Here is a 16,273-nt window from a genome sequence, read left to right on the forward strand (position 1 = left end):
GTCCGTCTACACGACGAACGCCGATTACGATCACGTGAGGCGCTACGCCGACGAACCAGCAGGGGTGCAGTTGAACGACGCGGTCATCGAGAGCAAGCTGAACGTCGCTCCCGGATCGGTGGTGGTGGTCCGCGACGAGGAGTGGCTGGTCACCAAGGTCGAACAGGCGACGGACGGCGCGCTCGTGAGGGTGCAGGGGCTGTCGGAACTCGTCCGAGACACCACTGCAAGCTTCTACGAGGGGCTCGACCGCATCGAGGTCCTCGATCCGGCTCTGGCGATCGTCACGCCCGACGACTCCTCGGGCTATCGCAGGGCGAAGCTGTGGGTCGAGGCGACCCTCCGCAAGACGCCGACACCGCTCACCAGCGATGACACGACGATCAGCACGAGCATGCTCGCTGACGCGCTGCCCTACCAGCAGACGGCCGTGAGGCAGGCGCTCGACCCGGCGAACCTGCGCCCGCGGATCCTTCTGGCCGATGCTGTCGGGCTGGGCAAGACGCTCGAGATCGGCATGATCCTCTCGGAGCTCGTCGCGCGCGGGCGTGGCGACCGCATCCTGATCGTCAGCCCGCGGCATGTTCTCGAGCAGATCCAGCACGAGATGTGGACCCGGTTCGCGCTGCCGTTCGTGCGGTTGGACTCGGTCGGGATCCAGCGGCTCCGGCAGAAGCTGCCGGCGACCCGGAACCCCTTCACCTATTACAAGCGCGCCATCATCTCCATCGACACGCTCAAGAGCGACAAGTACATCCAGCACCTCCGCAAGCAGCGCTGGGACGCGATCGTCATCGACGAGTCGCACAACCTGACGAACTCCGGAACGCAGAACAACCGGCTGGCCCACGTGCTTGCGCCCACGACGGATGCGCTCATCCTCGCCTCGGCCACCCCGCACAACGGCAAGCCTGAGTCGTTCGCCGAACTGGTTCGCCTGCTCGAGCCGAGCGCGGTCACTCCCAGTGGCGAGCTCATCGAGAGCGAGGTCTCCCGCCTCATCATTCGCCGGCACCGCAACAGCCCGGAGGTGGCCCAGGCGGTCGGCAGCGACTGGGCGCAACGCAAGGAGCCGCAGCACCTCCTGATCACGGCCTCGCCCGAGGAGGACGCGGTCGCGACCGAGCTCGCCGACACGTGGATGCACCCCGAAGGGTCGAGCCCCTACTCGGGCAACAACTCGGCCCTGTTCCCGTGGACCCTCGCGAAGTCGTTCCTCTCCTCGCCGGCCGCGCTTCGGGAGAGCATCCGTGAGCGCACCCGCCGCCTCGGCGAGGCGTCGACGATCGAGCAACAGCGCGAGAAGCGAGCGCTCGAGCACCTCGGTCGGTTGACGCAGGAGATCGATCCCGACCGATCGGGCAAGTACCTGGCCCTCGTCGACTACCTCAAGAAGATCGGCGTCGGCAGGAACTCTCCGGAGCGGGCCGTCGTCTTCGCCGAGCGCGTAGCGACACTCAAGTGGCTGAAGGAGTCGCTCCCCGCGGCGCTCAAGCTCAAGCCCGAGAACGTGCAGATCCTGCACGGCGGCCTGACCGATGTCGAACAGCAGGATATCGTCGAGAGCTTCAAGCTCGAGGGGTCGCCGATTCGCGTGCTCATCACGGGCGACATCGCCTCCGAGGGCGTGAACCTGCACACCCAGTGCCACGAGCTGATCCACTTCGACATCCCGTGGAGCCTCATCCGGATCGAGCAGCGCAACGGCCGCATCGACCGCTACGGGCAGAAGCACGCACCGCAGATCACGACCCTGCTGCTCAACCCCGCGCACGAGCGGTTCCGCGGCGACGTGCGCGTCCTCACCCGCCTCCTCGAGCGCGAGAAGGAGGCGCACACCGCCCTCGGTGACACCGCCTCTCTGATGGGCAAGTACGACGTCGATGCGGAGGAGAAGGAGATCGTCCGCGTGCTCGCGGGCGAGCGCGATCTCGACACGGCCGTCCGCTCGGTCGAGGAGGTCCAGCAGGACGACTCCCTCGCCGGCTTCTTCGCGCGGCTGCACGCGCCGCTCCGGACGGCCGCGGCCGTCACCGTCTCCGCCCCGGAGACGCGGCTCTTCGCGAGTGACGCGCACTACCTCTCCGAGGCCCTCGAGGAGGCGTACCTCACGCCGGGCGCTGACCCCCGCGCCGGTGGTGTCTCGTGGCGCCACCACGAGAACCAGAGCATCGTCGAGTTCGCGCCGCCCGCCGACCTCCAGCAGCGCCTCGACGTGCTCCCGCAGAGCTACCTCGGGCAGCGACGCGTGAAAGAAACCCTCAAGCTCGCGACCTCGACGCAGCGCGGCAAGACCGTGCTCGCGGCAGCACTCAGTGACCGTCTCGGCTCGCAGTGGCCCGAGGCGCACTACCTCGGCCCCTTGCACCCCGTCCTCGACTGGGCGAGCGACCGAGCCCTCGCCTCTCTCGGCCGTAATCAGGTCTTCGCGATACGCGGACCGGTGGACGAGCCGACCGTCGCACTGATCGGCACGCTCACCAACAAGCGCGGGCAGATCGTCGCGTCGACGATGATGACCGCGGCGTTCGTCGGCCATCCCGACTCTCTCTTCCCCGCCGTCCAGACCTACCCGTCTGCGGGAGCGCTGTTCGATGCCCTCGGCATCGCCGGCTCGTCGAACAACCCGGGAGCCGTCTCGGGCGTCGATGACCTCCAGCGACTGATCGCACCGGCTGTGAAGCAGGCGACCGGAGCGCTCGAGAACGTCGTCGCCGCCGCCAGGCAGTCCACCGTCGACCGAGTCGCGGCCTGGTCGGACCGGGTGAGCGCTTGGGAGGAGGAGGCCAACGCTCTCATCCAGCGCGAGGGCCTCAAGCAGCGCCGCATCACCGTCGAGGCCGAACGCTCCCTCGCGGAGTCGATGGCACCGAACCGCCCGCTCGTCCGACCACTGCTCGTGGTGGTCCCCGACGACTGGGCCGAGACCTCCGAAGGGGAGGACGCATAGTGGCTTCGAGCGACGCGATCGTCATCGGCGAGGGCTGGATCAGCGAGCACTACTTCGGGACCGATGCGAAGTCGCAGTCGTTCACGGCCCGGGTGCTCGATCGGCGGAAGCAGTGGGAGGAGGCGAAGACGGCGGGCACGCCCACCGTGCGGTCACGGTTCACGGAGGCGCGGGCCGCGCTCGAGGCGGAGCTCGCCGCGTTCTCCTCCGAGGCCGTCGATCCCGAGCGGGTGTCGGAGCTGTACGAGCGCCTCGTGCGGATCCTCGGCTACAGGACCGGAGGCGCTACCCTCGCGCGCACCGGTCCGCTGCTGCAGGTGACCACGCCCGGGATCGCGCCGGCCGCGCGCCTCGTCCTGGTCGAGGCGAAGCCCGTCGAGAACGTCGAGGAGCTGCTCGAGAAGGGTCCGGCGGGTCATGACGTCAAGACGCTGCTCGTCCCGTACGAGCTCGAGGACGGCACCGCCCTCACCTCCGTCTCGCGAACCCTGACCACCCTGATGGTCGAGGAGGGCGGACCGGCGTTCGCTCTCGTGCTCGCCGGCCGCTGGCTCCTGGTGGCCGAGCGCGAGCGTTGGCCCGAGGGCCGCTACCTGGCCGTCAACCTGCAGCTCGTCGCCGAACGCAACGACGACAAGCGCGCGGGCGAGATCGATCGCGCCCTGACCATCATCGATGCGCAGTCGCTGCTGCCGGACGCCGACACCGGCGAGATCTGGTGGTCGGCGTCGCTCGAGGAGTCGGTGCGGCACACCGTCGGCGTCTCGCAGGACCTCCGCGACGGAGTCCGCCTCTCGATCGAGCTCATCGCGAACGAGGTCGTGCGTCGTCGCGCCGACGCCGGGCTCGACCCGCTGCCGAAGGAGGAGGCGCAGCCCCTGGCGGTCCAGTCGCTGCGATTCCTCTACCGCATCCTCTTCCTCCTCTACGCCGAGGCCTCGCCCGAGCTGGGCGTGCTGCCTGTCGGAGCGAGCGAGTACGAGCAGGGCTACAGTCTCGATCGGCTCCGCGATCTCACGCTGGTCGAGCTCGCGAGCCCTCAGGCGCGATCGGGACGGCACCTCTACGAGTCGCTCGGCAAGCTCTTCGAGATGGTCGACCAGGGCCACACACCGCCCGATCACAAGTCGGGTGAGTCGGACGCGTACGGCGTCCTCGACGACGGACTGACCTTCCACTCACTCCGCGCCGACCTCTTCAAGCGGGAGGCGACGGCCCACATCGACGACGTGGGCCTCGGCAACGAGGCGCTGCAGAACGTGCTGCGCCACCTGCTTTTGAGCAAGGAGTCGCGCGGTCGCGATCGTGGCTTCATCTCCTACGCCGAGCTCGGGATCAACCAGCTCGGCGCCGTGTACGAGGGGCTGATGTCGTACACCGGCTTCTTCGCCGAGGAGGATCTCTTCGAGGTCGCAAAGAACGGGGACGGGAGCAAGGGCTCGTGGGTCGTCCCGACGACGCGCGCCGACGGCATCAGCCCGAGCGACTTCGTGACGGTCGAGGACCCGGCGACGCTCGAGAAGCGTCCGGTCGTGCACGAGCGCGGCTCCTTCGTCTACCGCCTCGCGGGCCGGGAGCGCCAGCAGTCGGCCTCGTACTACACGCCCGAAGTGCTGACGAAGTTCGTGGTGTCGCAGGCGCTCGAGGAGCTGCTCGACCAGGACGGCACGACCACGCCGGCCGCCGACATCCTCGAGCTGACCGTCTGCGAGCCCGCACTCGGTTCGGGCGCGTTCGCCATCGAGGCGGTCCGTCAGCTCGCCGAGCAGTACCTGACGCGGCGGCAGAAGGAGCTTGACACCCGGATCGACCCCGACGACTACCAGCGCACGCTCCAGCAGGTGAAGGCGTACATCGCCCTGCACCAGGTCTACGGAGTCGACCTCAACTCGACCGCGGTCGAGCTCGCCGAGATCTCACTCTGGCTCGACACCATGGTCGAAGGTCTCGCGGCGCCCTGGTTCGGATTGCACCTCAAGCGCGGCAACTCACTGATCGGCGCGCGCCGCGCCGTCTTCACCCGCGCCCAGGTCGAGCAAAAGGCGCACCTCACGGCGACGCCGACCGACGTCCCGGTCTCGGAGCTCGTCGAGAACCTCGCCGCGGAGCGGGTCGCGGGTGCGACAGCTGGCAAGATCCACCACTTCTTGCTGCCCCACGAGGGCTGGGGTTCAGCCGCCGAAGCGAAGGAAGCGAAGGAGCTCGCCCCCGAGGCGGTCGCGAAGCTCAAGGAGTGGCGTAAGGGCATCCGCGCGAAGCCGACCAAGAAGCAGCTCGACGACCTCGTCAATCTCGGCTACCGAGTCGAGGTGCTCTGGCAGCTCGCGTTACGCCGGATGCAGATCGCCGAGCAGCAGATTCGCCGCGACATCCCGGTCTGGGGTGCCGAGGGGTTGCCCGTCGGAGGCGAGGTGTCGCGCGAGGAGATCGAGGCATCGCTCGCCGACGAGAACGGGGCCTACCAGCGCCTCCGACTGGTCATGGATGCGTGGACGGCGATGTGGTTCTGGCCGCTCACCGACCACGGCGTGGAGGGGGCTAAGTTGCCAACGCTCGACTACTGGATCGACTGCTGTCAGAGGATCCTCGGTCGGCACGCCGAGTTGAAGCCGTCGGCGCGGGCGCAGGGACAAATCGGACTCGCGAGCGCGGCGGACTGGGGTGAACTTCGCATCATCGAGGACAACGAGCTCGGGTTTGCGAGTACCTGGTCGATCGCTGACGTGGAGCGCGAGCACCGCTGGATAGCAGTTGCTAGAGGGGTGTCTGCGGGTCAAGGTTTCTTCCATTGGGAGCTCGATTTCAGTGCGGCGTTCGCGCGCGGGGGGTTTGATTTGCAAGTCGGCAATCCTCCTTGGGTGCGACCGCGGTCGGACGTCAGCGCACTTCTGGCCGAAGGCGACCCCTGGTGGCAGCTCGCAGTTAGACCGAGCCAAGTCGAGATGCAAAGGCGGCGCGAGTCGGCGCTGCGTGTGAATTGGGTACGGCAGCTTGTTACTGACGGAGTCACTGAGGTTTCCGCCGTCGCTGAATATGTTGGTTCTAGCGCCAACTTTCCCACTCTGACGGGACTTCAACCAGACCTCTACCGATGTTTCATTGAGCATTGTTGGCGCTCCCAGTCGATCAGGGGAGTGACGTCACTTGTACATTTGGAGTCTCACTTCACCGACGAAGGCGCTGGGAGTTTTCGGTCAGAAGTTTATTCGCGCCTCCGCAGGCACTGGCAATTTATTAATTCACTTATGCTTTTTGAGATCAAAGATAGTAAGCGTTTCGGGGTGAACGTTTATGGTGGGCGACGAGACGCACCGTCGTTCCTAAATGCCTCCTATATCTATCAGCCATCGACAATCGAAGATTCTTTGCGGCACGATGGCGCAGGTAGCGAACCAGGAATCAAGACGGACTCGGGAAGCTGGGACGTGCGAGCCCACGGCGGGCGCATCACTTCAGTGACTGAAGCGGAGTTGTCCGCCTGGCACGACGTGCTTGAGGAGCCGACTGTGCCGCTCCTCGAGACGCGAATGCTTTCTACTGTGAATCGTGCGTCTGCCGCAGTCATTCAAAAGTTAGCAACCGCGGAGAGGATCGAGCGCTTAGGAGTCGAATTCTCACGCGGCTGGGACGAGAGCATTGATCGAAAAAAGGGATTTTTTGAGAACGAGTGGGGAGCGCCCTCGTCGTGGGAGGAGGTAATCCTTCAAGGACCGCATCTTTATGTGTCGAACCCAATGTATAAAATGCCCAACTCGACAATGTTGCATAATCAGGACTGGTCCGTCACCGATCTTGAGGCCTTGCTTCCAGACGCAATCCCTGTGACTTCCTATAAGCCGACTGGCGATCGGCGTCTCTATGACGCTGCTTATACCCATTGGGGACGAGTCGAACGACGACCAGCCCGCGGGGTTTACCGGGTGGCGTGGAGGAATATGGCCGCGAACTCAGGGGTAAGAACATTTTATCCAAGCCTTATTCCACCTGGCGCTGCGCACATCCACGGCGTCTCGAGTGCCGGTACTGATGTCGCTTCTCTAGCGACCCTGCTGGTCGCCGCTTCGTCGCTTACAAGCGACTTCTTGATTCGATCTGCGCCTAAGTCGACCATTTCCGTCGAAGCCGTAAAGAGGCTCCCGCTCCCTGTGCTCGGCACCTTGCGTTCTGCCGCCGTTCTTCGCGCCGCTCGCCTAAATTGTGTCACAGATGCATACGCAGCTTTTTGGCGCGATGCGGTGTCGCAAGATGTCTCGACCTCTTGGACTGGAGGAATCGATTACCCTGGCAGGCCACATCTCGGAACCTTCACCCGAGAGTGGACGCGGTCCACTCCGCTTAGGCGTGCTTCCGACCGGCATCAGGCTCAGCTTGAGATAGATGTCATTGTCGCTATCGGCCTCGGCGTCTCTATGGAGGATCTCTGTACGACTTACCGTACGCAATTCCCAGTGCTGTACGGCTTCGACAGGCGAGAGTACCTCTTTGACGCGAACGGGCGCCTCGTCCCCATGTCCGTCCAGCAGGTCTGGCGCAAGAAGGGCGACGCGATCACCGAGCCCGAGCGGACCGCTACCAACGCCTCGGGAAACACCTACACGTACGAACTCCCGTTCGTGAACCTCGACCGGGAGGCCGACATGCGGCAGGCGTACGCGCACTTCGAGAAGCTGCTCGAGGAGCGCTCGTGAGCGAGCTGCTCCCGACGGTCCAGGCGGAGGACATCCGCGAGGGCTTGGTCGACTACCTGACCACGACCTTCGCTCTCAGCGATCCGGACGCAGCGGCGAGGCTCGACGAGTTCCTCAACGACCCGGCGAGCGGACTGTTCCGTGGTCCCTACCTGCGCCTGCGGCTACCGTTCCGTGAGGCGGAGGCAGGCTGGCAGCGTTCGATCGGCGACTGGGCCGGCGACTTCACGCCCTACGGGCACCAGGCGCGCGCCTTCGAGCGCCTCACCTCGATGGATCTCGGACCGGACAAGCCCCGTCCGCGGCCGACCCTGGTCACGACCGGCACGGGATCGGGAAAGACCGAGGCATTCCTCTACCCGATCGTCGACCACGTGCTCCGCGCGAAGCGTGCCGGTCAGACCGGGACCAAGGCGCTCATCCTCTACCCGATGAACGCTCTGGCGAACGATCAGGCTCAGCGCCTGACGCGCCTCCTCGCCGAGAACGCCGCCCTCTCGGGCATCACAGCGGCGCTCTACACCGGCGAGCAGGGGCCGGTGCGGACAGCCGTTTCACCAGCCGGACTCATTTCCGATCGCCACACGATCCGGCAGACCGCGCCCGACATCCTGCTCACGAACTACAAGATGCTCGACCAGCTGCTGCTCCGCTCCGACGACGCCGGCATCTGGGAGCAGAGCGCCGAGAGCCTCCAGTACCTCGTGCTCGACGAGTTCCACACCTACGACGGCGCCCAGGGCACCGATGTCGCGATGCTGCTGCGCCGGCTCGGGCTGCGCCTCAAGAGCTACTGGACCGACTCCTCCGCCGTGACCGAAGACGACCGGGCGCGACCGCTCGGGCGCATCACCCCGATCGCGACCTCGGCGACGCTCGGCGACAAGGGCGACCCGGCCGCGATGATCGCCTTCGCTCACACGGTCTTCGGTGAGCGGTTCGACTCCGCCGCTGTGGTCACAGAGTCGAGGGTCTCGGTCGAGGAGTGGACCGCCGGAGCGCGCGAGAGGATCGGGGTCGGCCCCACGGGCCTTCGTCAGGATGTCGATGACGACGTCGTCGCGGCGGTGAAGAAGGCTGTGAGGGAGCTGCCCGACGAGGCCGATTCGCGCGAACGCGCCCTCACCGTCCTCGGCCGACTCTGGCAGCTCGACGGCGATCGCCTGGCCGCGGCCGACTCCGCGCTCCTGCTCGACCTGGCGCGGGCGCATCCGTTCGTGCAGCGGCTGCTGGCGGCGACAGCAGAGGCGACGGGCCTCAGCGAACTCGCCCTCGCCCTGTTCGAGAGCGCGGCGCCGAGCGAGGCCGAGATCAGTGACCGCTCCGCGTTCGTCGGCCACGTCGCCTCCGCGCTGAGTCACGTGCGTGCCATCGCAGGACGCTCCGCCCTCAGCGTCGACCTGCATCTCTGGGTCCGCGAACTGACGCGCATCGACCGCATCGCGACCGGTGCCCCCTCCTACCTGTGGGGTGACGACGGCGAGCTGGAGCTCTCGGAGACGACGGACGCCTTCGACCCCAGTGGAGCCGACGCGTTCCCTGCTTTGTACTGCCGGCACTGCGGTCGTTCGGGCTGGGGCGTCTCACTCGCGCCGGTCGGTACCGATCTCGACAGCAACGACGATGCGATCCGCAAGAAGAAGGCAGCGAAGGAGGGGCGCTTCCGTGCCTTGATGTACGCGCCGCTCGAGGCCGACACGGCCTGGGGGAACGAGGGCTTCGAGACCGCCCTCCGCGACGGGCTGCGGTTCTTCGCCGTCCGACAGCGGCGCATCCTCGACAGCGTGCCGAGCGACGACGACGAGGAGCTGCTCGCCGGGTCGATGCTCCCCGTCCTCACCCTCGTCGGAGACGACGCCGACAGCGACTCGATGGACGACCTGTGTCCGGCCTGCCTGCAGGCCGACGGCATCCGCTTTCTCGGCAGTGCGATCGCAACGCTCCTCTCGGTGACGCTGTCGACGATGTTCGGCGCCCTTGGTCTGAACCCGGCCGAGAAGAAGGCGCTTGTCTTCACCGACAGCGTGCAGGACGCGGCACACCGCGCCGGGTTCATCCAGAGCCGCTCGCACACCCTCACGCTGCGCTCAGTGCTCAGGGATGCGGTGGGCGACGACCCGATAACTCTCGCGGATCTGGCCGACGAGGTGATCGCCAGGGCAGGTGATGATCCCTTCAAGCGCTACCGGATCCTGCCTCCCGAGCTCGCCGATCGCGACGAGTTCCCCCGCTTCTGGGATTCGGCGACGCTGCGCTCCGTGCCGGCACCCGTCCGCAACAGGGCGAAGCGCCGCTTGCAGTTCGACGCGGCGCTCGAGTTCGGGCTGCAGTCGCGGCTCGGCCGCACTCTCGAGCTCACGGGGAGCGTCGTCGCGGAGGTTTACGCCGGGACCGCGGAGCGGCTGTCGACCCTGGCGCGGCCGTTGATCGAGGGCTTCGAGCGGAGCGTGACGCTCGACGGCGAAGCTGCGCCCGAGGTGCCGGATGCGGTTCTCACGATGTGGGTCCGCGGCGTTCTCGAGCGGATGCGCGAGCGCGGAGCCATCGCGCATGACTGGCTCACTCCCTACATCATCGACGACGGCAACCGTTGGCTGATCTGGGGCGGCCGCAACCGGGGGCAGGGCGCACCCGCTTTCCCGCCCGGTCGCCCTGCTCCGGCGTTCCCCCGCGTCGGCGGGTCGAAGGCCCGCACGGCCCGCACCGACAACCTCGACAGCGTCGGATCGGCCCAGAGCTGGTACGCGGTGTGGACGAAGAAGGTGCTCGGCGTCTCGGCTCACGACGGTGGGACGCTCGCCGTGCGGCTGCTCGATCAGTTGGCGACGAGCGGCACGATCACCGTGACGATCAGTGCCTCCGCCGCCCGGATCTACGCGCTGCAGCCGAGCGCGATCATCCTCGCGCCGACCAGAGACGACGATCTTCAGGCCCGCCGCCACACCCTCGAGTGCGACGTCTGCCGCACCGTCGTGCCCGGGTCCGTCGCCGTCATCGATCAGCTCGAGGGCGCACCCTGCACCGTGGTCCGGTGTGCCGGACGCCTCCGCCGTCAGCCGAGGGGTGAGAACTACTACCGGAAGCTCTACCGCTCGACGGACATGCGCCGGATCGTGTCGCGGGAGCACACGAGCCTGCTCACCGCCGAGGACCGCCTCGCCTACGAGGACGGCTTCAAGCGGGGCGACCAGGAGCCCCAGTCGCCGAACGTGCTCGTCGCGACGCCGACGCTCGAGATGGGCATCGACATCGGTGACCTCTCGACCGTGATGCTCGCCTCGCTGCCGCGGAGTGTCGCCTCCTACCTGCAGCGCGTCGGACGCGCGGGCAGGCTCACGGGCAACGCCCTGAACCTCGCCTTCGTGACCGGTCGCGGCGAGAACTTGCCCCGCCTCGGCGACCCGCTGTCGATCATCAACGGAGCAGTCCGCCCGCCGGCCACCTACCTCAGCGCCGACGAGATCCTCCGCAGGCAGTACCTCGCACACCTCGTCGACGGTTTCGCCCGCACGGCGAAGCGCTCGCACCCTCGGACGGCGCAGGGCGCGATCGGACAGGCCGGGCCCGACACGTTCCTCGGGGACCTCATCGTCGAGGCGGAGACGAACAGCGAGGAGCACCTCGCCCGCTTCCTGGGTACCTTCGACACGCTGTCCTCGGCAGCTGTCGAAAGCCTCCGCGAATGGGCGACGCGGGTGGACGGACCCGGCTCCAGCGCACTCGCCCGCCACCTCTACGACGCCTCCGCTCGCTGGGCTCGTACGGTCGAGACCCTCTCGCACCGGCGCGCGCAGATCGAGCAGAGCATCCCCGAGCTGCAGCAGCGGGCCGAGTCGCCGGCGGCGATCGACGACGACAAGCGCGCCCACCGCTCCGCCCTCGCTGCACTCCGCATGACGAAGGGGCAGCTCTCGACCCTCCGGGGAGAGCATTGGATCGCGGTGCTCGAGGAGTACGGGATCCTCCCGAACTACACCCTGCTCGACGACTCCGTCACACTCGACGTCGCCCTGAGCTGGATCGACCCCGACACCGAGCAGTACCAGACCGACGCCGTCTCTTACCAGCGCGGGTCGGCGAACGCCCTGCGCGAGCTGGCGCCCGGAGCGACCTTCTATGCGCACGGACTTGAGGTGCTCGTCGATGCCGTCGACCTCGGTACCGACGGCGCGGCGATCAGCACGTGGGCCTTCTGCGCGGCGTGCGGATTCGCGAAGGCCGTCGGAACAGCGCCGACCACCGGCTCGTGCCCGCGGTGCGGAAGTGGCGCGATCGCCGACACCCGCCAGCGCTTCGAGGTCGTGGAGCTGGAGCGGGTCTCGGCCGAGATCCGCCGCGACGAGTCGCAGATCAGCGACAGCCGGGACGACCGCAAGCGTGTCGCCTTCACGACCTTTGTCGCGGCCGACATCGACCCCTCGGACGTGGTGAAGCAGTGGTACGTCGAGGGATCGGGCTTCGGAGTGAAGTACCTGCGCACCGTCGACATCCGCTGGCTCAACGTAGGTAGGTCGGGTGTCTTCGCGCCGTCGGCCGTGATCGCGGGCCGGGACGAGCAGGCGCCGATGTTCCGCGTCTGCGGCCGTTGCGGCAAGCTCGACCTCTCGTCACGTTCGAACCGACCGGAGGAGCACCGCGCCTGGTGCCCGCTTCGCAAGTCCCACGAGGAGGATCCGCGCACAATAGCGCTCTCGCGCACGCTCACCACTCAGGGCATCGTGTTACGCCTGCCCGCGGCGATGACGATCGGTGACCGCTTCGCCGTGCCGAGTCTCTCGGCCGCGGTGGTGCTGGGTCTGCGGGAGCAGATCGGTGGCGCACCCGACCACATCCAGGTCGAGGCGATCGTAGACCCCACGCTCAGCGACGGCGGTGACAACGATGAGGCCCTGCTGCTGCACGACGTCGTCCCCGGCGGTACCGGCTATCTCGCCGAACTGGCCGATCCGGACGTGGTCTGGGATCTGCTGCACCGCGCGTACGAGGTCGTCCGTGACTGCCCGTGCAAGGAGGAGCATCGGCGTCTCGCCTGCCACCTCTGTCTCCTGCCGTTCACCCCGCCGGGGCGGACGGAGAGCGTGGCGCGAGGATCGGCCGAACGCCTGTTGCGCGAGCTTCTGACGGGGAGTGCGGAGGGTGAGCCTTCTGCGGAGCCTGGTTGGCTGCTCCGGGAGACGCCTCCTGAGACCGAGAACGCGGAGTCGCACCTGGAGCAGGAGTTCCGTGTCGCCTTCGCGAAGCGGCTCACCGCGCTCGGCGCCGTTGTGAAGGATATGCCGGGCCCGAAGGGCAACAAGCTCGTCATCACCGGAGTGGGTGGCACCGGACAGTGGACCCTCTCGCCGCAGGAGTCGGTCGCCAACAGCAAGCCCGACTTCACCTTGTCGTCCCACCAGTCGAACATCCAGGTGCAGATCTTCACGGACGGCCGGGCCTTCCACGCCAGCAAGGCGCACAACCGTGTCGGCGACGACGCGTTCAAGAGGTCGGTGCTCCGCGACTCGGGCCACGTCGTGCTCGGCATCACCTGGGCCGATTTGCAGGACGGCGCACCAGCGGTGCCTCCGACGTGGTTCTCGGAGCCTCTGGCGCTCGACCTGATGGAGACGTTCGGCTACAACAGGGACTCCGTGACGACTCTGGCCGGTGGGCCGATCGACTTCCTCGTCTCGTGGATGGCGACGCCGGATCCGATCCGGTGGACCGCGGTGGCGAACGCGGTCCCAGCGATCCTCTCGGGTGCGGTGGACGCTGTGACGACGTTCTGGCTCGCTACGGAACGATCTCTCGCCGAGGTGGCGGCGCAGGTCTACTCGGACAACGAGCAGAGCGATACTGCCGGTGATCCGGCCTGGCTGTACCGCCGCGGGCCTCTCGTCGTCGTGAGTCGTGCCCGTCGGGGGGACATCAGCGCCACGGAGACCCTGGTCGTTCTCGATGACCGCGAGCAGGCCCTCGACGACACGCAGTTCGAAGCGGCCTGGCGGGAGTGGCTGAGCCTGTCGAATGCGCTGAACCTCCGCGACCGGACGACGACGATCACTGTCACGTCGGAGCTGCTGTCGGGTCCTGCGCTGCCGGTCCCGGTCGTCGAGCCGCTCGACCCGTCCCCTGTGCTCTCGGCCGAGTGGCAGCTCGTCATCGACGAGCTGAGGACCGAGCCGGAGCTGGCCTTCGCCCGGGCGCTGGCGGCCCTGGGCGTTGCCGCGCCCGCGGTGGGGCTGGAGGCGGGAGACGGCATCCCGATCGCGTTCGCATGGTCGGAGTCGCACGTCGCTGTCGACTTCGAGTGGGACGATCGCGACCGGACCGACCTGGAGGCCGAGGGGTGGACCGTCGTCGCGGCTCAGCCCGAGCTCGTCGCCGCCGCACTGACCGGACAGGGGAACTGATGCCGTACATCATGATGACGCCGAGCGTGAACAAGCTCGAACCGGCCGTCAAGAAGAAGGCGTTCGCCTTCCTCGAGAAGCTCGGGGAGAGCGATGCGACGCCGGGGCTGCACATCGAGCCGCTGCACAACGTGGTCGACAACCGCGTCCGCACCGGCCGTGTCGACATCGACTACCGCGCGGTGCTCTTCAAGGTGCAGGGCAGCGGCGACGATGCGCACTACGTGTTCATCGGCGTCTGGAAGCACGACGACGCGATCGCCGTCGCCAAGAAGACCCGGCTGACGATCAATCCGGTGAACGGTGTCGCCGAGCTGATCCGCGAGTCGGAGCCGGAGCCGACTCCTGATCCGGTCACGCCGGTTCCCGATCCCATCGGCGTCGTCGAACCGGTCGCCACGGAACCGCTCCCGGTTCTTCAGGGCTACTCCCTCGATGATCTGGTGAACGTGCTCGGGATCGAGGAGAGCGTCGCGAAGCAGGCGCTCGCTGCGCCGGACTCCGCCGCACTCAACGTGGTCGCCGAGCGCGCTGCGGAGCGGGCTCTGTGGCAGGGACTCGCGATCCTCGAACTCCTGACAGGGTTCTCGGTCGCGCGGATCAAGCGCGACCTCGCGCTCGACGACTACGAGCCCGAGCTCGTCGAGAACGAGGACGACCGACTCCTTGAAGCGCTCACCCATCCTGCGGCGCAGATCTCGTTCACCATCGTCGACGACGAGGCGTTGCGTCGAGCCATCGACGACGGCGACTTCTCGGAGTGGCGAGTGTTCCTTCACCCCGAGCAGCGCCGGTACGTCGACCGTGACACCACGGGTCCCTTCCGGCTGTCGGGAGGAGCAGGAACCGGCAAGACGGTCGTCCTGCTGCACCGCGCCCAGCGCCTTGCGAAGCGGGATCCCACCGCGCGGATCGTCCTGACGACCTACACGACCAACTTGGCCGAGGCGCTCAAGACCGATCTTCGGAGACTCGCCCCCGAGATCCCGCTGGCGGCGGCGCCCGGTGAGCCGGGTGTCTTCGTCGCGGGCGTGGACTCCCTCGCGGGCGCTGTGCTGCGGGCCTCCGGATCGGATATCGCCGCCGACGTCGAGACGGTCCTCGGACAGCGCACTGCGGACGTCACGGTGCGCCCGGGCAGCGACGACATGAAGGACGCGATGGAGGACACCCCGACGCTCTCGCCCGACCTCCGCAGCGTGAACTTCCTCGAGACCGAGTACGCCCTCGTGATCCTTCCGAATCGAATCACCACGAGGGAGCAGTACCTGAAGGTGCGGCGACCGGGTCGGGGAGTCAAGCTCGATCGAGCTCGGCGGTCCGCGGTCTGGGATGTGATCGAGGCGTACCGCCGCCGCGGGCGCATGGCAGGGAAGGCCGACTTCGAGGAGGTCGTCGCGATCGCCGCGGCCTCGGCCGAGCGTCGACGTGCAGAGGGTCTGCCTTCTCTCGCCGACCACGTCCTCGTGGACGAGGGACAGGACCTCACACCGTCGCGCTGGAAGCTCCTGCGCGCTCTGCCCGATGAGGGTCCCAACGACCTCTTCATCGCCGAGGACTCGCAGCAGCGGATCTACGGCCACAGAGTCGTTCTCGGTCACTACGGGATCAGGATCGTCGGCCGTTCGCAGCGTCTGACCCTCAACTACCGGACGACGGCGCAGAATCTGGCCTACGCCGTCGGCCTGCTCGAGGGCACGCCGTTCGTGGACCTCGAGGAGCTCGACGAGGACATCGCCGGGTACCGCTCGTCGCGTCGGGGGCCGGTTCCGCGAGCTCTTCCCGCCGCCTCTCCGGAGGAGGAGTGGAGCAACGCTGCCACGCTGATCCAGGAGTGGCTGAACGCGGACGGGGCACCCGCGCCGGAGACCATGGCGATCCTGGTCCGCGACAAGTGGGTCCGCGACACCGTCGCTCGTGTCCTCGCCGAGCGGAAGGTCACGGTGAGACCAGTGGACCGCGGAGCGATCAAGCCGGGACAGCCTCTCGTGATGACGATGAACCGGGCGAAGGGCATGGAGTTCACGAACGTCCTTCTTTTCGGGCTCAGTGATCGAGCGGAACCCAAAGCCTTCCGCGACCTTCCTGAGGCGGAGCGCGTAGACGCCCGATTGCGCGAACGCTCGCTGCTCTACGTCGCTGCCACGCGCGCTCGCGATCAACTCGCCTATTCGTGGAGCGGCACGCCCTCGCCGCTGCTGCGCATGCCCTGACCTCTTCGACATGTCGGTGGTCGCTGCCAC

At 67.4% G+C, this 16,273-nt stretch carries 4 protein-coding genes; all 4 read left to right on the forward strand.

Going from position 1 to position 16,273, the window contains the following annotated elements; all coding sequences use genetic code 11:
- Positions 1 to 34: 34 nt before the first annotated feature.
- From C5C35_RS11120 to C5C35_RS11135, 4 genes are read left to right on the forward strand one after another with little or no spacing between them, the layout of a single operon-like run.
- Positions 35 to 2,950 carry a DEAD/DEAH box helicase gene (locus C5C35_RS11120; RefSeq protein ID WP_258069044.1) on the forward strand — a complete coding sequence of 972 codons (2,916 nt, stop codon included), beginning with the start codon at positions 35 to 37 and terminating at the stop codon, positions 2,948 to 2,950.
- Positions 2,950 to 7,638, forward strand: a complete 4,689-nt coding sequence (locus C5C35_RS11125; protein ID WP_104263117.1) for a DNA methyltransferase — start codon at positions 2,950 to 2,952, stop codon at positions 7,636 to 7,638. The genes C5C35_RS11120 and C5C35_RS11125 overlap by 1 nt, the downstream gene beginning before the upstream one ends.
- Positions 7,635 to 14,030: a DEAD/DEAH box helicase gene (locus tag C5C35_RS11130; protein ID WP_104263118.1), complete on the forward strand. Its 6,396-nt coding sequence runs from the start codon at positions 7,635 to 7,637 to the stop codon at positions 14,028 to 14,030. The genes C5C35_RS11125 and C5C35_RS11130 overlap by 4 nt, the downstream gene beginning before the upstream one ends.
- Complete coding sequence (locus C5C35_RS11135) at positions 14,030 to 16,243, forward strand: UvrD-helicase domain-containing protein (protein WP_104263119.1); 2,214 nt, start codon at positions 14,030 to 14,032, stop codon at positions 16,241 to 16,243. The genes C5C35_RS11130 and C5C35_RS11135 overlap by 1 nt, the downstream gene beginning before the upstream one ends.
- The last annotated feature ends 30 nt before the right edge of the window (positions 16,244 to 16,273 follow it).

It is taken from the genome of Rathayibacter sp. AY1F8 (assembly GCF_002932165.1).
Classification (GTDB): Bacteria; Actinomycetota; Actinomycetes; order Actinomycetales; family Microbacteriaceae; genus Rathayibacter.